Origin of the sequence: Hungatella hominis (genome assembly GCF_014288005.1) — a bacterium.
GTDB classification, from domain to species: Bacteria; Bacillota; Clostridia; order Lachnospirales; family Lachnospiraceae; genus Hungatella; species Hungatella effluvii.
The window spans coordinates 185,571-210,738 of record NZ_JACOPB010000003.1 but is presented as its reverse complement, the minus strand read 5'-3'; the positions used below and the strand labels follow the sequence as shown (position 1 = coordinate 210,738).

Here is a 25,168-nt window from a genome sequence, read left to right as displayed (position 1 = left end):
AGCATAATTAACGCCCGCTCGTTACCGAATCCAATGATTTGAAAATCTTCAATGGGGAGAGGAGTGCGGCGGTAAAAAAATAATATTATTGCGATAAAAACGGTAAAATTTTACTGGAGAAAAACGGTAAAATATAATTGCAAGCACATTTGGTTAAAAAATAGTCAATTCTATTATGATAAATGCACAAAAATGAGGCAGCGAAATCATGCATAATATTGAAAACGTGATTTTTACTTAGTAAAATATTGAATATTTTACTAATGTGTGTTACGATGTATTTACCAAAAGTTAAGGAGGAAATAATTATATGAAAAAGACAATTGCGGTGATTGCGGCTCTTTCTGTGGCGGCTGTGACAGTACTGAGCGGGTGTGGGGCGAAGGCTGACAGCCAGGCAAACGGCGGCAAGGTAAAGATCCGTTTTGCATCGTGGGATAATGCAGAGGATCTGGATAAGCAGCAGGCGCTGGTAGACCAGTTTAACGCCAGCCACGATGACATCGAGGTCTCGCTGGAAGCTTACGGAAGTGAGTATGATACAAAGATCAGCGCCGGCATGGGATCGGGAGATACGCCGGACGTGCTCTACATGTGGGATTACCCATCCTACTATGAAGGCCTGGAACCGCTGGATTCCTACATAGAAAAAGAGGGCGCGGATTATAAGGACAACTACTACGACGCGTTATGGCCATATAACTCCAAGGGAGATTCGGTCTATGGCATTCCGGTAGGCTTTACCACACACGCGCTGTTTTATAATAAGGATATTTTCGCACAGGCGGGAGTCGCTGAACCGACCAATGACTGGACATGGGACGATCTGATGGCGGCAGCGAAGACGATCACCGATAAGGTGGACGGCGTGAAGGGCTTTTCCTTCCAGATGAAGCCGGATCCATACGATTATGAGATGTATTTATGGAGCAACGGAACCGCGTTTGTGGATAAGGACGGAAACCTCGATGGAAATTTAAACTCCGACAAGGCAGTTGACGCTGTCTCCATGTTCCAGAATATGGAAAAGGACGGATACGCAGTGGCTACGGAGAAGAACGGTACAGACGAGTTCAGAAGCGGCCAGACTGCCATGTATATCTACGGCGCATGGTCAATCGCTTCCTTTAATGAGGATGGCTTAAACTACGGTATCGTCGATATTCCGGCATTTGCGGGAGCGGGCCATGATTCCGTCAGCATCTTAAGCTCCTCAGGCGTATCGATTTCCAAGGATTCCAAGAACAAAGACGCCGCCTGGGAGTTTGTGAAATACTGGACAGGCGAGGAGATGAACAAGGCGAGAATCGGCTATGAGCTCCCTGCTTTAAAGTCTGTCGTAGAGTCCGAAAAGATCCTGGACGATCCGGCCAACGCTCCATTCTACTCCATGCTGGAGCAGAGCAGCGGTTACACACCTGCAAGCTTTATTGTAGACAACTGGTCCGAGCTTAAGGACACCCTGGATCTGACCTTTGAGCGTGTCTATAACCCGAGTACCATGGAAGATCCGGCAGCCGTACTGAATGAGGCGGTATCCGAGATGCAGTAAACTGCAGACATTCCCCGCGGCAGGCAAACCCTGCGCGGGGAACTTAAATGGAGGTAAATCATGGAGAAGAAAAGTTTCCTTAGAAAGGCAACTCCCTATCTGTTCATCCTGCCGTGGATCATCGGGTTCATCGTCTTTACAGCAGGCCCCTTAATTCTGTCGCTGGTGATGAGCTTTTTTGACTGGCCGATCACGTCGACGCCCACGTTCCGGGGACTGGGGAATTATGTGGAAATGTTTACAAAGGATAAACAGTTTTACAAATCTCTGGTCATCACATTAAAATATGCCGCAATCTTCGTACCCCTTAACATGATTATTGCCCTGTTCCTGGCCATGCTGATCACGCAGCCGGTAAAGGGTGTCAAAATTTACAGAACCATTTTCTATATCCCCGCAGTCGTATCCGGCGTTGCCATCTCCATCATCTGGGGATGGATTTTAAACGGCAACTACGGCGTGTTAAACTATCTGCTCTCCCTGCTGGGAATCGAAGGCCCCAACTGGCTGGTGGATCCTTCCTGGGCGCTTCTGGCTGTTATTCTGGCCAGTGCGTTCGGCGTGGGGACCATGATGCTGATATTCTATACAGATATCAAGAGCATTCCCATCGATTTATATGAGGCTGCTTCCCTGGACGGCGCCAGCCCGGCGAGACAGTTCTTTTCCATCACACTGCCGATTATCACGCCGACGATTCTGTTTAACTTGATTACATCGTTAATCAGCTCATTCCAGCAGCTGACCCTCGTCATGCTGCTCACAAACGGCGGACCGTTAAAATCTACATATTTCTACGGGATGTTTACCTACAACAACGCGTTCAAGCACCACAAGCTGGGATACGCAAGTGCCAACGCATGGGTGATGTTTGTCATTATCCTGTTCCTGACAGCCCTCGTATTCAAGTCCTCCTCTGCATGGGTATTCTATGAGACCGAGGCCAAGAATTCCAAGAAGACCAAGAAAGGCAGGAAGTAATTATGAGTATGTCGAAAAAATCAAAGATCATCATCTACGTGCTTTTGACCATTATGGCCCTCTATTTCCTGTCACCGTTCGTCTATATGCTGTTTACCACATTTAAGACGGAGGCGGAAGCCATCGCCTATCCGCCTAAGATGTTCCCGAAGAAATGGCTGGTGGAAAACTACTTAAACGCATGGAACGCACAGCCCTTCGGACGTTACCTCTGGAATTCCATTGTGGTAACGGTCGGAACCACGGCGGGACAGATTATCTCCTGTTCGCTGGTGGCCTATGGCTTTGCAAGATATAATTTCAAAGGCAAAAATGTCCTGTTCATGATTCTGCTGTCCACCATGATGATCCCCTGGGATGTGACGATGATCCCGCAGTATATGGAATTCAAGATATTTGGCTGGATCAATACCTTAAAACCGCTGATCGTACCGGCCTGGTTCGGTTCTGCCTACTATATTTTCCTGATGAGGCAGTTCCTGATGGGCGTGCCGAAGGACTTTGAGGAGGCGGCCAGAATTGACGGCGCCAATGCATTCCAGATTTACTGGCGGATTTTTATGCCGATCATGAAGCCGCAGTTAATCTTAGTCGGCGTTTTGAATATGATCACCGTGTGGAACGACTACCTGGGGCCACTCATTTTCTTACAGGACAGGAGTAAATTCACCCTGGCTCTCGGGCTGGCATCCTTTAAGGGTGTTCACAGCACAAAGATCATACCGATGCTCTGTATCACAGTCATCATGATTCTGCCCCCGATCATTGTATTCCTCTTTGCACAGAAACACATCGTGGAGGGAACGAGCGGAGCGATTAAATAGTAACAATTCAGACGGCTCATCTTCTTGACCGAAAAAGCCGGTCAAGAAGCATCGGATATTCATCCGATGTGGCAATTGGTGAAGAAAGCCGCTTACAAGCAAGCTTGACGCAGCTTTTTTCACCAAATGCCCCGCCATCTGAACTGTTACATTAAATAATAGGAGACAACTATGGAAAGACGTAAAAAGAAACGATGGGAAGATGAGACAATCACAGGAATCGAAAGACGCGGAGCCAGAACCTCATTTTATAGGGATTCCGCCAGACATGTAAGCTTAAACGGCGACTGGAAGTTTCTGTATCTGGAAGCGCCGGAATTTTCTCCGGCTGGATTTGAAGAGCCGGGAAGCGGGACGGGATGGGATACTATCGATGTCCCTTCCGTATGGCAGATGCGCGGATACGATCATATGCACTATACGGATGTCCTGTATTTATTCCCGGTCAATCCCCCATACGTACCGTCGAAGAATCCTACGGGCATCTATAAGAGAAGCTTTGTTCTGGACGACGCCTGGTTTGCGGGAGATACGATTCTCAAATTCCACGGGGTGGACAGCGCCTGTGACATCTGGGTCAATGGCGTCCACGCCGGTTACAGCAAGGTGAGCCGTCTGCCCGCAGAGTTTGATGTCACCTCTCTGGTGAAGCCGGGAGAAAATGACGTCACAGTCCGTGTATACAAGTGGTCGGACGGAACGTATCTGGAGGACCAGGATATGTGGTGGCTTTCCGGAATTTACAGGGACGTGGAACTGATTAACGAGCCTAAGAAGGCGGTCCTGGACTGCCGCGTGACGACGGTTCTGGATACGGCCAGCGAATGCGGCCGGGCCGCCATCGACCTGACAGTAAAGGGAGCCGGAAGCGGAACCTGGAGCCTGCTTGACGGGGAACGCCTGATGGCAGAGGGGGACTTTACCTCCTACGGAGACCAGAAGGAGATAAGAATCACAGCCGAAGCCGGAGAGGTGCGGCCATGGACTGCGGAGACCCCTTATCTATACCGGATCAGAATCCGGTTTGAGGACCATGAGATTACGGTCCGGACCGGTTTCCGTACCATAGAGATCAAAGACGGTAATTTTACCGTCAATGGAACCGCCATCCTGTTAAATGGTGTCAACCACCACGACTACAGTCCGACCGAGGGACGCACCGTCACGTATGAGCAGATGAAGGCCGATGTGATTCTGATGAAACAGCACAATATCAACGCGCTGCGGTGTTCCCATTATCCGGCCGCCGACTGCCTGTACGATCTGTGTGACGAATACGGCCTCTATGTGATTGACGAGGCGGATTTGGAGTGCCACGGTTTCGAATGGGTGGAAAATTATACCTGGATTTCCGATGATCCTGCGTGGGAGACTGCCTACGTGGACCGTGCCGTCCGCATGGTAAGACGGGATTTCAACCATCCCTCCATCATCATGTGGTCCCTCGGCAATGAATCCGCCTTCGGCTGTAATTTCGTGAAGAGCGCGGAAGCGGTGCGGACGATGGATCCGTCCAGACTGGTCCACTACGAGGGCGATTTCGAGGCGGAGGCGGCGGACGTCTACTCCACCATGTACACCTGGCTGGATAAGCTGGAAGAGATCGGCCGCGGCGAAAAGGGAAATCAAAAACCCCATGTCATGTGCGAATACGGCCATTCCATGGGAAACGGAGCCGGCTGTCTAAAGGCCTACCAGGACCTGTTCCGCAAATACAAACGGTTGCAGGGCGGTTTTATCTGGGAATGGTACGACCACGGATTCCTCACAAAGGATGAGGAAGGCCATGAATATTACCGGTACGGCGGCAGCTACGGAGATTTCCCCAACAACGGGAATTTCTGTATCGACGGCCTTCTGATGCCGGACCGCACGCCGTCGCCGGCGCTTTTCGAGTACCGGCAGGTGATTGCCCCGGTGGAAATCCGGAAGAAGACGGGCAGCGGGCGCGAGATTCTTTTAAAAAACTGGTATGATTTTAGCGGCCTGTCCCATCTTAGCGCAAAATGGTGGATTTCCTGTGACGAGACCGTACAGGAAGAGGGCGTGATCGAAGATCTGAATGCCGGGCCGGGAGAGGTCTGCCGTCTGGAAATTCCATACCGGCCGTTTATGCCGGAGAGCAATACGGATTACTACTTAAATGTGTCGGTCTGTCTGAAGGAAGACGCCCCCTACGCCGGAAAGGGCCACGAAGTATCCCGCGGGCAGTTTCTGCTTAAGGAGCATCTGGAGACAGCCGTGCTCCATGAGGCAGGCGGCCGCCTTGTGACGGAGGAGGACGGTATCTTCTTCAAAGTAAAGGGCGAATCGTCGGAGGTGGTGTTCCATAAGATCTACGGCCGGCTGGATCGCTGGACGGTGGCTGGAAAGCCATGCGTGACGGCGGGGCCTGAGGTGACGGTTTACCGGGCAACCATAGACAACGATATGTATAAGAAGGATGACTGGATGAACAAATACTTCATACAGCTTCCGGATGAGCAGATGGAGTATTTCAGGACCGAAGAGCATGAGAACCGTGTCGATGTGATGATCGGTACGTATTTTGGCTGCTTAAACCAGTCGTGGGGATTTTTGTGCGACTATCACTATACAGTGTATGGAGACGGCGCTGTGACCTGCCGCCTGGAAGGAAAGCAGATTCAGCGCGGGAAAGCGGAGCCGGGATTTCTGCCCCGCATCGGAATCCGGATGAAGGCGTCAAAAGACCTTCAGAAGGCCGCTTGGTACGGCCTTGGCTTCCAGGAGAATTATGCGGACAGCAGGGAAGCGGCATTTATGGGAGTCTACCGTTCCGATGTGGATGGCATGTCCACCAATTACGTATATCCGCAGGAAAACGGTCATCGGGAAGAGGTCTCCTGGTACTCGCTTGGCGACGGGGAACGCAGTCTTCTGGTGACGGCGGATCAGCCTCTGGGGCTGAATATCCACAATTACACGGAGGAGAGCCTGGAAGAAGCAAAGTATCCGTGGCAGATCAAAGAGGCGGAGGATGTGATCATCCATATGGACTACCTCCATTCCGGTCTGGGAAGCAACAGCTGCGGCCAGGAACAGGAAGAGGCGTATAAGGTAAAACGCCAGGATTTTGTCCTGAGCTTTACCATGCGGGCAGTCGATGCGGCGGAAGATGTAGCACAGTCGAAAATAAAATATCTGGATTAAAGGAAGGAAGCGTGGAAAAGACGTGATAAGAGAGCGATTTTCAGAACACATAAGGAATTACTTAAGCGATGACTCGTGGATGATCCTCGAGGATCATTACGATCCGGAGGAGAATTTAAAATACGAAAGCCTTTTCTGCCTTTCCAATGGATATCTGGGAACGAGAGGCGCCTACGAGGAACGGGCGGCGAAGAGTATTCCCTGTACCTATATTAACGGCGTTTTTGATAAATCAGAGACCTTCATGAGAGAACTGGCCAATTTACCGGACTGGCTGGGGATAAAGCTCTATGTGGAGAAGGAGCTGATCGGCATTGAGACGTGCAGAGTCCTGGAATTTTCCAGGGCTCTGGATATGAAGCACGCACTGCTGGCCAAACGGTTTGTCCTGGAAGATAAGAAGGGGAGGAGGACCGAGGTGGAGGGAATCCGGATGGTAAGCCGGGCAAACGTCCACCGCATGGGAATCCGCCTCTACGTGACGCCGTTAAACTACAGCGGGATCATCGAGGTGGAAAATATCATCGATGGCTCTGTCATAAACTTCTGCGATGCGCCTCGCTTTAAGGTGAAGCATACCAGGCTGCTCACAAACTGCCCGCTTAGCGACAAAGGCGCCTATGTGGAGGCGACGACGAGAGACCGGAAGCTCTGCGTGGGAACCGGAAGCCTTATGGAGGCCTACGCCGGGGGCAGACCCGTGATGAAGAACCGGAGCTTCGGGGCGTTTGGCGAAACCGCCGTGGAATTTCAGGACTTTGACGCAGAAGAGGGAAAGGCTGTGGAGGTAGTAAAATACGCCTCCGTCTATACGGAACGCGAAGTCCCGGATTATGAGCTTCACTGCCGTGTGAGAGACGAGATAAAAGGCTTTGCCGCCGACGGCTTCGAGACGGAGATGAGCCGCCACATCGAGGTGTACGCCCGCATGTGGGGTGAGGCCAACATCGAGATCCGGGGCGATTTTGATCTGGACCGCGCCGTTCGTTTTACCCTCTTCCATCTGATGAGCACGGGCAGCGAGCACGACGACAGGGTCAACGTGGGAGCCAAGCTTTTGAGCGGCGAGGAATACGGAGGCCATGCGTTCTGGGATACGGAGCTGTTTATGCTGCCGTTCTTTGCCTGCGTGTTCCCGGACACGGCCAGGAATCTGGAAAACTACCGGTACCGCCTTCTGGATGCGGCAAGAGCCAATGCGTCAAAGAATGGCTACCGCGGGGCCCAGTATCCCTGGGAATCGGCGGACGACGGCACGGAGCAGTGCCCGGACTGGACCATCGAACCGGACGGCACCTGCTACCGGTGCTACGTGGCGGTTTACGAGCACCATGTGACCGCCGCTGTGGCCTATGGAATCTACAACTACGTGAAGATAACCGGAGACAGGTGTTTCCTGCGTGAAAAAGGCGCGGAGATCCTGATCGAGACAGCCCGATTCTGGGCCAGCCGGTGCGAATACAACCGGAAGATGGACCGCTACGAGATCCGCCGCGTCACGGGGCCGGACGAATGGCATGAACCGGTGGATAACAATCTATACACCAACTACCTGGCAAGGTGGAATTTAGGCTATGTCCTGGAGCTTTTAACGGAATGGAAGGAAGACGGGACGGGGCTCTATGAGGAGCTGAAGGCCCGCCTGAATATCCGGGACGAGGAACTGGAGAGCTGGTCTCACGTCAGGGAGAAAATGTACCTTCCAAAGGGTAAGGAAAATGGCCTGCTGGAGCAGTTCGAGGGATACTTCGATCTGAAGGAAGTGACGATAGAGGCCTACGATGAGAACGACTGGCCTATTCGCCCGGAGATTCTGAGGACTGTCCCAAAGACGCAGACCCAGATCATCAAACAGGCGGATGTGGTGATGCTTCTCCATCTTCTCGGGGAAGAATTCGACGAGGAGACGAAGCGAAAGAACTATACGTATTATGAAAAACGGACGCTTCACGGCTCCTCTTTAAGCCCCAGCATCTATTCTGTCATGGGACTCCATGTGGGCGATGAGACGAAGGCCTACCGCTATTTGAGGAGGGCGGCGTTTATCGATCTGACCGATTTACAGAAGAACACGAGGGAAGGCATCCACGCGGCCAACGCAGGCGGTGTGTGGCAGACCGTGGTGTTCGGTTTCGCAGGCGTGTCATTTTCGGAAGACGGCGTCGTGGATATCTGTCCGCATATGCCGAAGGAGTGGGAAGGCCTGTCCTTTAAGCTGCACCACAGAGGATCCAAGATGGAGATTACTGTCCTGCCGGACAACAGCGTGACGGTGACAGTACTGGAGGGCGGTCCGGTGTCGGTTCGCATAAATGGTGAGGCGATGATTCTGGAAGGCTTCGGCCCGGCAGCAGGAGGACGGTCATGAAGAAATATCTGGCAATATTCGGACTGATCCTCGTGACCGTGATCTGGGGCGGCGGCTTCGTAGCCAGCGATATGGCGCTGGAGAGCCTGACCCCGTTCCAGATTATGACCTTCCGGTTCTTCCTGGGAACCGTAATCCTGGGCGGAATCTCTCTGCCCGGCATGAAAGACATTAAAAAAGAAGAGATTCGGGCCGGATTCTTCATGGGATGCGCGCTGTTTGCCGGATTTGCCCTGCAGATCGTGGGTCTCCAGTACACGACACCATCGAAAAACGCGTTTTTAACGGCCACAAATGTGGTGATGGTGCCCTTTATCGCCTTCCTGGTCTATAAGAAGACGGTAGGGCTGAATGGAATCGTGGGAGCCGTCATGGCCATTGTGGGAGTGGGAATTCTGTCTTTGAACGGGAATTTCTCCCTGGGCGCCGGCGACGCGCTGACTCTGGTGGGCGCCGTGGGCTTTGCGTTCCAGATCTTTTTGACGGGCGAGTTTGCACCGAAATACCGGGTTAAGGTTTTAAATACAGTACAGATGGCAACGGCATTTCTTCTGTCTGCCGTATTTCTGGCGGCGCAGGGACAATTTTCTGTACATGCTACTTCCACAGGCTGGCTCAGTGTGTTATACTTGGGGGCAGTGAGTACTGCGCTTACGTACCTTCTTCAGACAAACTGTCAGAAGTATGTGGATGAGACGAAGGCGGCCATCATTCTCTCCATGGAATCCGTATTCGGCACCCTGTTTTCCGTAATCCTGCTCCATGAAAATGTGACGATGCGGATGATCGGCGGCTGTGTACTGATTCTGGCGGCCGTGATCTTATCCAACTACTCCGGAGAGAAGAAGGAGCTGGGGAAAACAGAACCAAAGAAAGAAAAAGTGGGGGTGGAATTATGAAATACCGCGGAATTATCTTCGATCTGGACGGCGTGATCTGCCATACAGACAAATACCACTATCAGGCGTGGAAACAGGTAGCCGATCAGCTGGGAATCTACTTTGACGAGACCATCAACAACCGTCTGCGCGGCGTGAGCCGTATGGAAAGCTTTGAGATTATTCTCGAGAGATATGACGGCGCCATGAGCGAAGAAGAGAAGGAACGCTATACAGCGGAAAAGAACGAAATCTACAAAGAACTGCTTAAGAATATGTCACCGGCGGATCTGGCGCCGGAGGTGAAGGCGACCATGGATGAACTGAGAAAGAGAGGCCTAAAGCTGGCTATCGGTTCTTCCAGCAGAAATGCCTGTTTCATCCTGGGACAGCTGGGGCTTGACGGTTACTTCGACGCCGTTTCGGACGGCAATCAGATCACCCATTCCAAACCGGACCCGGAAGTCTTTCTGCTGGCCGCGAAGCTGATCCATGAGAAGCCGGAAGACTGCCTCGTGGTGGAGGACGCCAGAGCCGGTCTCATGGCGGCCAAAGCCGGAGGCATGGATGGCGCCGGGATAGGCGACGCATCGGACTGTGAGCTTGCGGCTTACCATTTGAAATCCTTTGAAGAGCTTTTGGAGGCTTGCAATTCGTAAATCTTCGAGGTATACTAAAAACACTTAGTGAGGTCTTCAGAAACGGCACTAGGTCCGGCGGCACTAATATCACGGCAGGAACACGTTGTAAGACATTGGCCTGCCGTGATCTTTGACTTTTATGGGGGATAAGAGGGGAATAACGTTATGGCTACGATCAAGGATATTGCGGAGAAAGCGGGAGTTTCCATCGCCACGGTTTCCAGAGTCCTGAATTACGATGAGACACTGAATGTGCAGGATGAGACGAGAAAACGGATTTTCGAGGTTGCGGAACAGCTGGATTACCAGGTAAAGGATAAGAAAAAGAGAAAGAGGAAGCTGAAAATCGGCGTCCTTTATTCCTATTCCCTGGAAGAGGAGCTGGAGGATACGTATTATCTCTCTGTCCGTGTGGCCATTGAGAAGAAGCTGGCGGAAGAGGGATACAAGAAGTACCGGATTAACAGCGGCGATACGAAAGAGGACTTATCGGTCCTGGACGGAATCATCTGCCTGGGAACGTTCAGCCAGTCCATGATGGAACGGATCGAGTCGTATCAGAAGCCTACGGTCTTCGCAGATGCGGTACCCGATACTGAGAAATTCGATTCCGTTATCCACGATATCGAGCGGTCTGTACTGAAGGTGATGAAATACCTGATGGATCAGGGCCATGAAAAGATTGCCTTTATCGGCGGCTACGAGACTGACTCGGATGGCGCGGAGGTGGTGGACAACCGGACTTACGCCTATCAGCGCTTCATGAAGCAGGAGGGCGTGTTTCACGAGGAGTATCTAAAGATCGGCGGCTACACGCCCAAGTATGGATATCAGATGATGAAGGAGCTGCTGGAGCTTCCGGACCGGCCGACGGCGGTGTTTGTGGCCAACGATTCCCTTGCCATCGGCTGTTATAAAGCGGTTCACGAAAATGGACTTGCAATTCCCGAGGACATCAGCGTGGTGGGATACAACGATATCCCTGCCGCAAAGTATCTGGTGCCTCCGCTGACTACCGTCCACCTGTACATGGATTTTATGGGCGAACAGGCGGTTTTAGTCCTGGCGGAGCGAATTCTGACCGGCAGAGAGATCTCCATTCAGACGCTCATCCCCGCGAAGCTGGTGATCAGAGAAAGTGTAAAAAGACTGGGAAGGACAGAATAGAGATGACAGACGAGGTATTTTTGGAAGAACTTTTAGGTGCGGTGACGGTATCCGGCTATGAGGAAGAGGGACAGGCCGTCATCAGAAAATATATGGAACCACTGGCCGACGAGGTGAGAACCGACGATATTGGGGATACCGTATGCGTGTTGGGGCCGGACCGGGATTTCAGGATCCTGATGACGGCCCATTTGGACGAGATCGGCCTCATGGTGACGACGGTAAACGAGCGGGGACGCCTCCAGGTGATCGACCGCGGCGGGATTGTTACGGCAACCTATCCGGGCCACCGCGTCAAGGTGATGACAGAGCGGGGACCGGTATACGGAGTGGTGGAATCGTACCGTGATTTCTTTAAAAAGGAAGGCGGCTTAAAGACATCGGATTTTCTGATCGATATCGGCGTAGATTCGAAGGAAGAAGCGTGCAAACTGGTGGAGCCTGGCGCGCCCGTTGTGCTGGACACCGGATTCTGCAAGGCGGCGGGAGGCCGTTTCTTAAGCCGGGCGCTGGATGACAGGCTCGGCGTATTTATTATTATGGAGGCCTTCAAAAAGGCCAGGAAGCGCGGATGCGCCTGCGGCGTGTACAGCGCGGCCACCGTGGGGGAAGAGACCACGAAGAACGGCGCGTACTGGACGGCCAGCCGCGTTAAACCGGATCTGGCTGTGGTGGTGGACGTGACGTATACCAGCGATTGTATCGGCATGAACGCCGCGGATTCCGGCGAGGTAACCTTAGGCGGGGGTCCGGCACTCTGCAACAGCCCCATCGTCTCCAAACGGCTGAACCGTAAGATGAGGGAATGCGCTTCCAGAATTGGAGTGAAAGTGCAGACGGAGGCAGCCAGCAGACTGAGCTATACCGACGCGGACAAGATTCATTTTGCAGGAGAAGGAATTCCCACTGTGCTGGTGTCGATTCCGCTCCGCTACATGCACCATCCGGCCGAGATGGCTGATGAAAAGGATGTGGAAGGATGTATCGATCTGATTGCAGAGTTCCTTGTTTCATGGGAGAGTTCAGGGAGGAAAACGGGATTTGGAGAGTCTGACAAAGAATAAACAGAGCAGAGAGACGATTCGGAAGATAGCAGATAAGTATTTCCCATATGATCCTCTGAAGGATTATGAGGAGTTGACGGAAGGCTACTTCAATGTGGCATACGAAGTGGCGCTTGAGAGCGGTAGACGTGTAATCTTAAAAGTGGCGCCCCCGGAAGGCGTCCCTGTGATGTCCTACGAAAAAAATATCATGTTTGCCGAAGTGGAAGCCATGAAGATGGCGGCGGCAGACCCGCTCATTCCGGTTCCCGAGATATATGGTTATGATGACAGCAGGAGTATCTGTTCGTCCTTCTACTTCTTTATGGAGAAACGGAGGGGAAACAGTCTCTATTCACAGAGTCAGAAGCTGCCGGAGGAAACCGTACATGCGCTCATGAGGGAGACTGGTGCGATAAACCGCAGAATCAATGAGATTACCTGCTCCCGTTTCGGCCTTCAGGGACAGACGGAATGCCAGGGGGATGCGTGGTATCCCGTTTTTAAAAGGATGATGGATATGGGCCTCTGTGACGCGGAGACGAGAGCGGTTGATTTGAAGCTGCCCGTCAGCGAGATCCGGGAGCGTCTGGAAAAAGACCGCCGGTTTTTCGAAGAGGTAACAGAACCCCGCCTGGTGCACTGGGATATCTGGGCCGGAAACATCTTCACAGACGGAGAACACGTGACTGGAATCATCGACTGGGAGAGAAGCCTGTGGGGCGATCCGCTGCTGGAAGTAGGATTCCGGACATTCGGCAGCAACAGAGAATTTATGGCAGGATATGGAAAAGAGACGCTTACAGAAGCCGAGGAACGCCGGGCGCTGTGGTATGATATCTATATGGCGGTGCTCCAGTCTCTGGAATGTGAATACAGACGCTATGAGACCATGGAGATGTATGAACACGGAACCGGATTGCTGCAGAGGCAGATGAGCATTGTGCGGGAACTGCAGGGATAAAAAATCCTTGTGTTCCTCCTGGAACTGTGATAAACTTTTCTATACCGCAATTGGACTGTTAGTATGATAGGAAAGAGGGGATATCATGACAGATAATGAGTTACTGCTGGCAATGTCAGATTTAATTGACAAAAAGATGACAGAACAGCTTCAACCTTTGAAACAGGATGTCCGGGATATGAAGCAGGATATCCAGGAATTAAAACAGGAAAGCCGGGATATGAAGCAGGATATCCAGAACATAAAACAGGATATCCGGAAAATCAATCTGAGGATCGAAAATGAAATCAATCCCAATATAAACTTAATTTTGGAAAATTACGTCCCTGCTTCAAAACGGTATGAAGATACAAGTGATAAAATAGAGGCAATGCAGGCTGACATTGATCTGCTGAAAATAGTTGTTACTGAACACAGTGGGAAACTCCAGGCAATTTCATGATGCCTCCATACATATAACCTGAAAAAAGGAAGCTTACGCACCGCAGACACTGTCTGCCAGCGCGTAAGCTTCCTTTTCAGACAAAGCTTCAGGCTATGAATTTATAAATCAAATCCGAAATACTTCACCGTATTATTATAAGAAATTCCTTCGATAATCTCCTTCAAAGCCTTCTGATCGTCCGGATACTCTCCGTTTTCTACCCAGCCGCCCACAAGTTCGCAGAGAATTCTTCTGAAATACTCATGTCTCGTGTAGGATAAGAAGCTTCTGGAGTCTGTCAGCATGCCGATGAAGTTGCCGAGGCAGCCTAAGTTTGCCAAAGAAGTCATCTGCTCGGTCATGCCTGTCTTGTGGTCGTTGAACCACCAGGCGGAACCCTGCTGGATCTTGCCTGGGAACTGGCTCTGGAAGCAGCCGATGATGGTGCCGATGGAGGCGTTGTCATTCGGGTTTAAGGAGTAGATGATCGTCTTCGGGATCTCGTCTGTTGCACTGAGCGCATTTAAGAAATCGGCCATCTGAGCGGATGGAGCGTAGTTGTTGATGCAGTCGAAGCCGGTGTCCGGTCCGAGGTTTGCATACATCATCGCGTTGTTGTCGCGCTTGCAGCCATAGTGAAGCTGCATGACCCAACCCATGCGATTGTATTCTTTTGCCACGAAGAGCATGAATGCAGTCTTATACTTTAATTCATCCTCGCGGGTAACCGGTCCGCCGGCCAGTCCCTTTGCGAAAATGGTATCCAGTTCAACCGGGTCGGCCGGAACGTACATCACGTATTCCAGCGCATGGTCGGATACGCTGCAGCCTCTGGAGGCGAAGAATTCCATACGGTTCTTAAGCGCCAGCTTTAAGGAGGCAAAATCGGTGATTTCGATGCCTGCGGCCTTTGAGAGCTTCGCCATGTAAGCAGCAAAATCCACTTTCTCAATGTTCATGGCCTTGTCCGGTCTCCAGGCCGGAAGCACCTTCACTTCAAAGGAATCATCCGCGGCCAGCTTCTGATGCCATTCCAGTGTATCGGCCGGATCATCGGTGGTACAGATCAGGGTTACGTTTGACTGACGGATCAGATTGCGGACGCTCATGGAATCCTGGCTGAGCTTTTCATTGCATAAGTTCCACACTTCCTCTGCGGTGTCGCCGTTTAAATATCCCGTAAAGCCGAAATATCTCTGAAGCTCCAGATGGCTCCAGTGGTACAGCGGGTTGCCGATCAGCTTCGGCAGGGTCTCCGCCCATTTCTGGAATTTCTCACGGTCCGAGGCATCTCCGGTGATGTATTGTTCTTCTACGCCGTTAGAACGCATCTGACGCCACTTATAGTGGTCACCTCCCAGCCATACCTGAGTGATGTTGTCAAACTTACGGTCTTCGTAAATTTCCTGCGGATTGATGTGGCAGTGGTAATCCACGACAGGCATTTTTTCTGCATAGTTGTGGAAGAGGTCCCTGGCCGCATCCGTAGACAGTAAAAAATCTTTGTCCATAAACTGTTTCATGATAAAATCCTCCTTTTTGCTTCTTTATACAATGAATCCCATCACCTGCAGAGGCGGGGAAATCTTGTTGCATTCATTAAAAATCAGTAGTGCCTCGTTTGATCAGCTCTGCCGAGATGGTGGTTTTCACCGGAACGTTTCCGCCGCCCAGGACCTTCATCAGAGTCGTGACCGTAGTGGTGCAGAGCGATTCCACCTTGTTGTCGACGGTCGTCAGCTCCGGATCGGTGCAGCGGGACAGAATAGAGTTATTATACCCGATAATATTCATTTCATCCGGAATTTTGATTCCGGTTTTATTTGCATATTTGACAGCGCCCACCGCCATGACATCCTCGGCGGCGAAGACTGCGTCGAATTTCAAACCGGCGGAGGCGAGAGAACGCAGGAGTTCTTCCGTGCCGTCTAAATCCTTGGGACAGATGCGTACCAGATCGTCGCGGATATTCAAGCCGGCTGCCGCGCAGGCATCGTGATAGCCTGCCAGCTTCTGCAGATTGCTGTAGGAACTGCCGGCGTACAGATAGAGGACGGAAGTACGGCCTGACCGGATCAGCCTGGTGACCGATTCATAGACCGCGGTCCGGTCGTCGCATACCGTGCTGTAGATCTGTTTGCCGTCAAGACAGCCGTTGACCAGCATGATGGGAAGCTCTTTTGAGGCCTCTATTAGATAGGCATTATCCTTCTGCCTGGCCTCCACGTAGTGGGAACCGGCCAGAATGACGGCATCCACCCGCTTGGAGAGCAGCAGCTCCAAATACTTCTTTTTCGTCTCCGGCAAGTAGCCGCTGCAGCAGAGGAGGGAATCGTATCCGCTGCGGCGCAGCTCCTGCTCCAGATAGTAGATGGCGCCGGCCAGCCAGGGATCGGAGGAATCCGCGCACATGATGCCGATGGTGCGCATGGTGTTAAGTCCTAAGCTTCTGGCAAAGACATTGGGCGTGTAGCCAAGTTCATCCATCACCGCCAGAACCCGGTTCCGCGTCTTCTCACTGACATTGGGATTTCCATTGATGACACGGGAAACGGTAGCGATAGAAACGTTAGCCCGTTCTGAAACATCGTAGATATTCAAAACATCACCTCCTTGGAAAATGTAAGTATTTACATATTGCTTTTATTATACAATCATCTGATAAATAATACAATCCCCAGAATATAATTTTAAATAACAGTTCAGACGGCGGGAAAATTGGCGCAGGAAGCGGCGGCAAGCTTGCTTGTAAGCGGCTTTGTGCACCAATTTTCACATCGGATAAATATCCGATGCTTCCTGACCGTATTTTTCGGTCAGGAAGATGAGCCGCCTGAACGGTTACCAGGAACTGTGGTTGTTTGTAAATACTTACAGGAGTTATACTAGAAAGCAGGGATATTTCCGCAAAAAGCGGGTGTTTGAATGCCGCGGTGACTCCTGCGCAGTATAAGCAGGTGATCATTATGGGAAAATACAGGGAGGAATACGGGAAATGGGATACGAGTGTGATAAATGTAAAATTCTGATCGTGGAGGACGAGCTGCTGGTCAGAAAGGCGCTGCGCTACATCATCGAACAGGAGAGCGATGAATTCGAGATCATCGGGGAAGTGACGAACGGGGAGGAGGCGCTGGAGTTTCTGGAACAGAGTTTGCCCCACATGATGATCTGTGACATTATGATGCCTCGGATGAACGGGCTGGAGCTTTTGCGTGCCGTAAATCTAAAGTATCCGGAGGTGTCCACCATCATTCTGAGCGGATATCAGGATTTTGAATACGTCAAAAGTGCGTTTAAATACGGTGTTTTTGATTATATCCTGAAACCGGAGCTGGAATCCGACTATCTGCTTAGGGCGCTCCGCCTCTTAGGCAGAAAGAAGGGGGTCATCCATGCCAAGGATCACGGGGGAAGCGGCGGAGAGGAAGCGTGTCCGGAGCAGGGGGACGCCTGCACCACCTATTATCTGATCGCCATACAGCCCGGGAAGATCCTCCAGGGGGCAACCAACAAGCAGGAGCTTACCATCGGCCACATGGAGGAGATGATAAAGGAAGCGTTCGGGCGATTCTATCTTGACAGTTTTATACTGAAAAAAAGCCAGGTGTACATCTACACGATCGGCTGCTTTTACCCGGAAATGTTTGACGAAAAGCTGCGCACGGTGACCGGGCAGGGCACCGCCTATCTGCGCAACATTGAGATGATTATCAGCCCGCCCTATGGTAAGGGCGTTTCGCTGGAGACGGAGGCACAGAAACTCTCGGAACTGTTCTCCTACCGGTTTTTCGACAGCCGGAAAGATTATCTCGATCTGAGAGAGAACGGGATTTTGCAGCTTCCGGCCCTGGACCAGAAGACCGTGTGCGATCTGGTGCGCCAGCAGAAGGCGGGAACCGCGGGAGCCGTGCTGGTGGAGTACTTAAGCTCTCTGCGGGGCATGGCGGTCAGCGAGATGGCCGTGAAGAAGCTGATGGAGAGTACGCTCTATAACACGATTTTTGAACTGAATGAAAATGATTTCTGTCCGCCCCAGCTGGAAGAGCGCAAGCTGTCCTTCCTGACGGCCATTGGCATCACCGACAGCCTGGAGGGACTCATCGGAGCCATTGCCGCCATCTATCAGGAGATCGGGCAGATTACGGAGGAGGCGAGGGGGAGCGGCCTTTATTTGAGGATCACGGAGTATCTGTACCGGCATTACAGCGAACCGGTGACGCTGAAAACTCTGGCTGCGGATTTTAACATGAATTATTCGTACCTCTCCTCGTATTTTTCCTCTCACATGGGGCAGGGAATCAATGAATTCTTAAACTCGGTCCGGGTGGAAAAGGCGAAAGAGCTGCTTACCGCCTCAGAGCTTTCCCTGTCGGAGATTGCGCAGGAGATCGGATATACGGACCAGAGCTATTTTGGAAAGGTCTTTAAGAAGCAGACCGGCTACTCTCCGCATACATATCGGAACCGGGCGAGGCGCCAGGGGGAAAAACTATGAAGAGTCAGATTCGGTGGGGTACCTTTTTTAAGCTTTCTCTGGTAGTGGTGAGCAGCATTGTCCTGACCAATTTCTGCACCATCGCCAGTTCGGACTGGATCACGAAGAATCTTTTCATCCAGTCGTCCACCTTTTTAAATGCCAAGCTGATGGACAACATCAAGAAAAAGGTGGAAGAAAACAACAACTCCTATTTAATGCTCTTAAGGCTCCTGGAGACGAAACCGGCCTTGAAGAATTACTTTCTCGCCGCCGACGCCTGCGGCACGGAGAAATTTATTAAGACGTACGACATCCTGAAGGTCTACCACGATTCCGTGCCTTCCGGCACGGCTCAGAACCTGGTCGCGGTCAGCAATCAAGGCAGTGCGTTTTCCTTTACAGGGGAGAGGATATCGGTTCCTGTGGAAGAGATAGAGAACATGCCCTGCTCCCTGAAGATCAGCGAGACCAGCAGACGGCTCCAGTATACGTATCAGGACTACGGCATTACCGATGATTTTAAGGACAGGAAATGTGTGATAGCAGCGCGGCGGCTGTTTCTTCCGTCCTCCAGTGAAAGCTTTGCCACAGCCTACATTACGATTCCCGAGGAGGAATTCTATCAGATGTTCAGCGAGGCCGTTCCGGAGGGCAGCCGCATGGTAATCCTGTCTTCCGACGGCCAGATTGTGTCGGGCAATATGAAAGACAGTCTGGGAAGCGAGGAGACGAAGCTGCTCTCGCTGGTCCGTTCGATGAGGGAGAACGGAGACACATACCGGACCGTTAAGGAGAACCATAAGCCGGAGATTGTGATATCGGGATACATACCGGAGCTGGATATGTACATGGTCAACACGGTGGAGGAAGCGGCCCTCTTAAAATCCTACGCGGGAGTCCGCCGCAATATCCTTGTGACTGGCTTTCTAATCACAGGGACAGCCATTGCCGTGGTATTCCTCATCATGCGCCGCATCGTATCGCCCCTTAATTTCTTCATCCAGCAGCTGGAAACATTTAAAAACCGCAGATTCGAAAAGGTGAGCCCTGTGAAAGGCAACTCGGAGGTGAGGCAGATGGCGGATGTCTACAACCGGATGGTGGATGAGATTGACAGTTACGTCAAACAGCTGATGGAGGAGCAGGAGCGGGGGCGGCGTCTGGAGATTGAGGCGCTGCAGATGCAGATCAACCCGCATTTTATGTATAATACTCTGGCCTCCATCAAGTATCTCACCTGGGAGAACAACACGGAGAAGGCCTCGGATACCATCAATGCGCTGATCGCTATTTTAAAGAAGACGATCGGAAACATGGAGGAGGAGATCACGCTGCGGGAGGAGATCGATCTGGTCCGGCAGTATGTGTTTATCAACCAGGTGCGGTACGGCGACCGCATCGAGGTGGAGTATTTCCTGGCAGAGGAGGGCATGGAATGCATGGTGCCCAAGCTGATTCTGCAGCCATTTATCGAGAACGCCTTTTTCCATGCGTTCCAGAATAAGAAGGAGGGGAAGATCCGGATCTTTGCAAAGAAGCAGCGGGATGACTTGATCTGTGAAATTATCGACGAGGGAGACGGCATGTCACAGGAGGAGACGGCGGACCTGCTGAGCAGCGACAGGAGACGCCATCTGACCGGAATCGGCATTCCCAATGTCCATGAAAGGCTCCGGCTGATCTACGGGGAGGAGTACGGCGTGACCATACACAGTGTAATCGGAACCGGCACTTCGGTCAGCCTGAGACTTCCTTATCACCTGAAAAAAATGTAACAGTTCAGACGGCTTATCTTTCTGACCGAAAAGGCTGGTCAGGAAGCATCGGATATTCATCCGATGTGAAAATTGGTGCATAAAGCCGCTTACAAGCAAGCTTGACGCCGCTTCCTGCACCAATTTTCCCGCCGACTGAACTGTTACGAAAAAATTACCAAAATTATAAAAAAGTACTTTTTTCCTTTTGCCTTCGCATGAATTTAATCACATGATGCTGTATTATTCCAAATAAAATACGATATTTTTGTGAGTTATAACGATAAAATAAAGGCATCATATAGAAAAGGAGAAGACAGAGATGAAAAAAATGTATTTGTTTGCGGCAGCAGTAGCCCTGGCTGCCAGCCTGACTGCTTGTGGGAGCAAGGCACCGGTTGACAATGCGGGAACGCAGACTGGGGAGGGGACGACGAAACAGGAAGTTGCCGGCACCTCCTCGGGGGACAAAAAGACGGTGACCTTCTGGGCATGGGATAAGGAATTCAATATTGCCGCGCTGGAGATGGCGAAGGAAATCTACGAGACGGACCATCCGGATGTGGAGATCAACATCGTGGAGGTCGGCCAGAATGATGTGGTACAGAAGCTGAACACCGGCCTGGGATCAGGCTCCTTAAAGGGCCTTCCGAATGCGGTTCCCATCGAGGATTACCGGATCCAGTCTTTCTTAAAATCTTATCCGGGAGCATTTATGGATCTGACTTCCGAGATTAATTACGACAATTTTGCCGCATATAAAAAGGGACCGATGACGCTGGAGGGAAAATCCTACGGCATTCCGTGGGACAATGGAGCCGCCGTCCTCTACTACCGCAAGGACATGATCGAGCAGGCGGGGTATACCGAGGAAGACATGCAGGACTTAACCTGGTCCAAGTTTATCGAAATGGGCAAAAAGATCAAAGAGGCCACGGGGAAGAAGATGATCTCCATGGACCCGAGTGACATCGAGTTAATGAAGCTGACCATGCAGTCGGCCGGCACCTGGTTCACGAAAGAGGATGGAACGACTCCAGACATGGAGAATAACCCAGCGCTTAAGGAATGCCTGCAAATCATCAAGACCATCACCGATGACGATCTGGTCAGAACGTACAGCGGCTGGGCGGGCCTTCTGGAAGGCGTGAACAAAGGCGAAGTGGCATTTCAGATGAAGGGCTGCTGGTTTACTCCTTCTATTATGAAAGGGGAAGGTCAGGATGGCTTGTGGAGAGTTGCAAAGATCCCGAGACTGGACAGCGTTCCCAATGCAACCAATGCTTCCAACTTAGGCGGCGGCAGCTGGTACATCCTAAACGGCGTTGAAAATTCCGATATCGCCCTGGATTTCTTAAAAACCACCTTCGGCGAGAACAAAGAGCTTTACAACCAGCTGCTGGATGAGAAGGGAATCGTAGGAACGTATTTACCGTCTCAGGAGAGCGATGTCTATAATAAAGAAATTCCGTTCTTCGGCAACCAGAAGATTTACCAGGAGATTGCCTCCATTACAAAAGAAATTCCGAATGTAAACTATGGTACCTATACCTATGCGTTCCAGGATATCGTGATGGCGGAAATCCAGAAAATCCTGCAGGGCGAGGACATCGACGCCGCCATGAAGAGCATGCAGGTTCAGGCGGAAGCACAGGCCCGGTAAGACCTTTGGGAGGAAAACAATGAATAGTAAGAAAATATCCAGCGTTATAAAGGGATGGTTATTCATTGGTTTCGGCACGCTGATTATAGTGATATTCTGCTTTTATCCCATGATAGGAGCGTTAGCCAATTCATTTCAGACAGGAATGGGGATGAATCTCCATTTCTGTGGGCTGGCTAACTATAAACGGCTTCTGGTCGATCCCATATTTCTGTCCTCAGTTAAAAATACATTTCTCTACCTGATTGTCCAGGTGCCGGTTATGCTTTTTCTGGCCATGCTGTACGCAGTGCTCTTAAACGATAAGAAACTGAAATGCCGCAGCTTCTTCCGCATTGCGATCTTTCTGCCGTGTGTTACCTCTTTGGTAGCCTATGCAGTCCTCTTTAAGAGCCTTTTTTCCGACAGCGGTTTTATCAATCAGATGCTGATGACACTTCATGTGATCCAGTCGCCGATCCACTGGCTGACGGACGCCTTCTGGGGGAAGATTACGATCATTATCGCAATCACCTGGCGCTGGACCGGATACAACATGATCTTCTTTTTATCCGCGCTTCAGAATATCGATCCCGAGATTTACGAGGCTGCGGAGATCGACGGAGCCAATGTGGTCCAGAAGTTCTTTTCCATTACGGCGCCGCTGTTAAAGCCGATTATTCTGTTTACCAGTATCACGTCGATCAGCGGAACACTCCAGCTGTTTGACGAGGTGGTAAACTTAACCCAGGGAGGACCGGGCAACGCGACGATTACGATGTCACAGTACATCTATAACCTCTGCTTTAAATACACGCCCGACTTCGGATATGCCTCCGCGGTTTCCTATGCAATTCTCCTGATGATTGTCGTTCTCACAGCAATCCAGTTTAAAGTGACGGGAGGGAAGAAACATGATTAAAAAAACAGCAAAATACGTATTCTTATGCATTGCGTCTTTTCTGTCCATCTTCCCGTTTCTGTGGATGATCATCAGTGCGACCAATGCCTCCGTCGATATCACAAGCGGCAGGATGATGCTGGGGAACCAGTTGTTTACAAACATTCACACGCTGTTTACCACGACGAATATTGTGACGGGCATCAAGAATTCCATGATCATTACGGTAATCGCCACGGTTCTAACGGTCCTGGTAGCCGCCATGGCCGGATATGGATTTGAGATTTATAAGAGCCGGATCAAGGATAAGGTCATGGCGCTCCTTCTGATGTCCATGATGGTACCCATGGCAACGCTCCTCATACCCCGCTACCGCATGTTTGCAAAATGGGGACTGCTTAACACATTTTTATCTGTCATACTGCCGTCCATGGCGACCGCGTTCCTGATCTTTTTCTTCCGTCAGAACACGAAGTCCTTCTCGAAGGAAATCCTCCAGGCTGCCAGGGTAGACGGACTGGGAGAAATGAAGTCCTTTTTCCTCATTTACTGCCCGGTCATGCGTTCGACCTTCGCGGCGGCCACCATTATCACCTTTATGAACATCTGGAACAGCTACTTATGGCCGCTGGTTGCCCTTCAGACCGACGACAAGATGACCCTGCCCCTGATCATATCCGCCATGAACTCCGCTTACACACCGGACTTTGGAATGATCATGGTAGCCATCGTAACGGCGACCTTCCCGACCGCAGCGATTTTCTTCATCATGCAGAAAAGCTTCGTAGAAGGAATGCTGGGCTCCGTTAAGTGATGGGGGGGTACGCCCCGTGCCATTGCGTCAGGCCCAGGCTGCGGGCGGATAGGGGCGGGACCGCTATGATTATTCCGTGTCCGTCTTGCTTCCTACTCACCATAAGAAAGTCCGAACCTGTCGTACACGCCAAATGCGGGCGCGTTCGCCAGGCTCGGACTTTCTTATGATTCGTATCCAGATGCCGGCACACTGGAATAACCATAGCGCTCCCGCCCCTATCCGCCCGCAGCCTGGGCCTGACGCAATGGCACGGGGCTGTGTACCTCGGGAGCCAGGATGGCAGACCCGCTGGTGTGTTGGAGGTTTTAGTGCTTTATATTTATGAAATAGTATTGTTTTTGTTTTTGCTTTTTTTCCGGAGCAGCCAGTACACAGCCCAAATTCTTGTGGGGAGGGGGAGGCGGGGAAGAGGGCAGGCTTCCTTTTCCGAGGCTCGCAGGAACTTAAGCCGGAAGGCAGGAAAAAAGGGTGGTGAAATCTGGCCTCCAAGCCAGATTTCAAGTGCACATGGAGGAGAAGTCCTTCAGGAGTTCTCCGTAATTTGCGCGATCCACCCTTTTTTCCTGTCTTCCGGCTTTAGTTCCTGCCGCCGAGGAAACAAGAAGTCTGCCCTCTTCCCCGCCTCCCCCTCCCCGCAAGAATTTGGGCGTAACCAAATCATTTTGACATTTTGCATAGAAACGTGTTATATTTTTGTAAATACTTACAAATACTTCGTAGGAGAGCATTTCATATTGCCTTTTAAAGGCCCGGGGAGGTATACTAGAGGAGTAAGAACGGAGGCATAACATGAAACTGAACAGAACGACACAGAGAACCGTGGAAATTTTAAAGATGATTTCCAGAACACCGGAGGGAGCGACGCTCGATGATCTCTGCGAGAAGCTGAAGCTCCCGAAGACGAGCGCCTACGATATTGTGACGACGCTGGCCGAGATGGGGATGGTCAATGTGGCCAGGGGGCAGAAGCAGAGCTATACTATCGGGCTGATGGCCTACCGCATTGGAATTAACTATACGAATAATCTGGATTTTATCAGCACGATTGAACCGGTGCTCAAGGCATTTTCAAAGGAAGTGGGCAAGACCGTGTTTTTCGGAATCCCTTCCGACCACCACGTTGTCTACATATGCAAGTTTGAGCCGGAAAACCCGATCATTACCACGGCGACGGTCGGCTCGAAGAATCCCATGTACTGTACCTCGCTGGGAAAGGTCATTCTTGCATACAGTGACGAGGAGACGAGAGAGCAGGTGATAAACAGGATCAAATTTGTCAGGCATACGGATCGGACGATTCTGGGAAGAGAATCGCTTTTAAAGGAGCTGGAGAAGGTACGGGAGCGCGGGTACGCGTTCGATGCGCGGGAGATGGAAGAACATATGCAGTGTGTGGGTGCCCCCGTATTCGACCGGGATGGTTCCTGTCTGGGGGCGATCAGCGTGTCCAGCTTATATAAGCCGACCGAGGATTACGAGGCGCTGGGAGCCCTTGTCGCGGAAAAAGGACAGGAGGTTTCAAGACTGTTAGGGTTTCTTGGAAAAATATAAAGATTACCTG

General features: G+C 51.3%; 19 protein-coding genes. 17 read left to right on the top strand and 2 right to left on the bottom strand.

Annotated features, from left to right (window positions below):
* Positions 1-310 precede the first annotated feature (310 nt).
* From H8S75_RS08980 to H8S75_RS08930, 11 genes are all read left to right on the top strand, one after another.
* Positions 311-1,552, top strand: coding sequence for an ABC transporter substrate-binding protein (locus H8S75_RS08980; RefSeq protein ID WP_187020894.1), 1,242 nt, complete (start codon positions 311-313; stop codon positions 1,550-1,552).
* A 60-nt stretch (positions 1,553-1,612) separates the two neighbouring features.
* Positions 1,613-2,533 carry a carbohydrate ABC transporter permease gene (locus H8S75_RS08975; protein ID WP_187020893.1) on the top strand — a complete coding sequence of 307 codons (921 nt, stop codon included), beginning with the start codon at positions 1,613-1,615 and terminating at the stop codon, positions 2,531-2,533.
* A 2-nt stretch (positions 2,534-2,535) separates the two neighbouring features.
* A complete protein-coding gene (locus H8S75_RS08970) occupies positions 2,536-3,357 on the top strand; it encodes a carbohydrate ABC transporter permease (RefSeq protein WP_002600126.1) in 822 nt (273 codons plus the stop codon).
* Between the two features lie 171 nt (positions 3,358-3,528).
* On the top strand, positions 3,529-6,528 hold the full coding sequence (locus tag H8S75_RS08965; protein WP_187020892.1) for a glycoside hydrolase family 2 TIM barrel-domain containing protein: 3,000 nt from the start codon (positions 3,529-3,531) through the stop codon (positions 6,526-6,528).
* 22 nt (positions 6,529-6,550) lie between these two features.
* Positions 6,551-8,896: a glycoside hydrolase family 65 protein gene (locus tag H8S75_RS08960; RefSeq protein ID WP_187020891.1), complete on the top strand. Its 2,346-nt coding sequence runs from the start codon at positions 6,551-6,553 to the stop codon at positions 8,894-8,896.
* The gene (locus H8S75_RS08955) at positions 8,893-9,795 is read left to right on the top strand and encodes a DMT family transporter (protein WP_187020889.1); all 903 of its coding nucleotides are present in this window, start codon (positions 8,893-8,895) and stop codon (positions 9,793-9,795) included. Before H8S75_RS08960 ends, H8S75_RS08955 begins: the two co-directional genes overlap by 4 nt.
* The gene (gene pgmB / locus H8S75_RS08950; protein ID WP_002600122.1) at positions 9,792-10,433 is read left to right on the top strand and encodes a beta-phosphoglucomutase; all 642 of its coding nucleotides are present in this window, start codon (positions 9,792-9,794) and stop codon (positions 10,431-10,433) included. Before H8S75_RS08955 ends, pgmB begins: the two co-directional genes overlap by 4 nt.
* A 147-nt stretch (positions 10,434-10,580) precedes the next feature.
* The gene (locus H8S75_RS08945) at positions 10,581-11,582 is read left to right on the top strand and encodes a LacI family DNA-binding transcriptional regulator (RefSeq protein WP_187020888.1); all 1,002 of its coding nucleotides are present in this window, start codon (positions 10,581-10,583) and stop codon (positions 11,580-11,582) included.
* A gap of 2 nt (positions 11,583-11,584) precedes the next feature.
* Positions 11,585-12,646: a M20/M25/M40 family metallo-hydrolase gene (locus H8S75_RS08940; protein ID WP_187020886.1), complete on the top strand. Its 1,062-nt coding sequence runs from the start codon at positions 11,585-11,587 to the stop codon at positions 12,644-12,646.
* The gene (locus H8S75_RS08935; protein WP_187020884.1) at positions 12,624-13,589 is read left to right on the top strand and encodes a phosphotransferase family protein; all 966 of its coding nucleotides are present in this window, start codon (positions 12,624-12,626) and stop codon (positions 13,587-13,589) included. Before H8S75_RS08940 ends, H8S75_RS08935 begins: the two co-directional genes overlap by 23 nt.
* A gap of 178 nt (positions 13,590-13,767) precedes the next feature.
* Positions 13,768-14,031, top strand: a complete 264-nt coding sequence (locus H8S75_RS08930; protein ID WP_243270212.1) for a hypothetical protein — start codon at positions 13,768-13,770, stop codon at positions 14,029-14,031.
* 101 nt (positions 14,032-14,132) lie between these two features.
* Here the strand turns inward: H8S75_RS08930 and uxaC are convergent, their stop codons facing one another.
* Together uxaC and H8S75_RS08920 are read right to left on the bottom strand one after the other, a co-directional pair.
* Entirely contained in the window at positions 14,133-15,536 is a 1,404-nt protein-coding gene (gene uxaC, locus H8S75_RS08925; protein ID WP_187020881.1) for a glucuronate isomerase, read from the bottom strand.
* 76 nt (positions 15,537-15,612) lie between these two features.
* Positions 15,613-16,614: a LacI family DNA-binding transcriptional regulator gene (locus tag H8S75_RS08920; protein ID WP_187020875.1), complete on the bottom strand. Its 1,002-nt coding sequence runs from the start codon at positions 16,612-16,614 to the stop codon at positions 15,613-15,615.
* 394 nt (positions 16,615-17,008) lie between these two features.
* On the opposite strand from H8S75_RS08920, the gene H8S75_RS08915 reads away from it, so the two are divergent.
* The 6 genes from H8S75_RS08915 to H8S75_RS08890 all read left to right on the top strand — a co-directional run bounded on the left by H8S75_RS08915 (position 17,009) and on the right by H8S75_RS08890 (position 25,158).
* Complete coding sequence (locus tag H8S75_RS08915; RefSeq protein WP_187020873.1) at positions 17,009-18,511, top strand: response regulator transcription factor; 1,503 nt, start codon at positions 17,009-17,011, stop codon at positions 18,509-18,511.
* Complete coding sequence (locus tag H8S75_RS08910) at positions 18,508-20,268, top strand: cache domain-containing sensor histidine kinase (RefSeq protein ID WP_187020872.1); 1,761 nt, start codon at positions 18,508-18,510, stop codon at positions 20,266-20,268. The genes H8S75_RS08915 and H8S75_RS08910 overlap by 4 nt, the downstream gene beginning before the upstream one ends.
* 301 nt (positions 20,269-20,569) lie before the next feature.
* On the top strand, positions 20,570-21,910 hold the full coding sequence (locus H8S75_RS08905; protein ID WP_187020870.1) for an extracellular solute-binding protein: 1,341 nt from the start codon (positions 20,570-20,572) through the stop codon (positions 21,908-21,910).
* A gap of 19 nt (positions 21,911-21,929) precedes the next feature.
* Positions 21,930-22,811: a carbohydrate ABC transporter permease gene (locus H8S75_RS08900; RefSeq protein WP_187020869.1), complete on the top strand. Its 882-nt coding sequence runs from the start codon at positions 21,930-21,932 to the stop codon at positions 22,809-22,811.
* Positions 22,804-23,604 carry a carbohydrate ABC transporter permease gene (locus tag H8S75_RS08895; protein ID WP_002600112.1) on the top strand — a complete coding sequence of 267 codons (801 nt, stop codon included), beginning with the start codon at positions 22,804-22,806 and terminating at the stop codon, positions 23,602-23,604. The genes H8S75_RS08900 and H8S75_RS08895 overlap by 8 nt, the downstream gene beginning before the upstream one ends.
* Positions 23,605-24,396: 792 nt before the next feature.
* On the top strand, positions 24,397-25,158 hold the full coding sequence (locus H8S75_RS08890) for an IclR family transcriptional regulator (protein WP_187020867.1): 762 nt from the start codon (positions 24,397-24,399) through the stop codon (positions 25,156-25,158).
* Positions 25,159-25,168 lie beyond the last annotated feature (10 nt).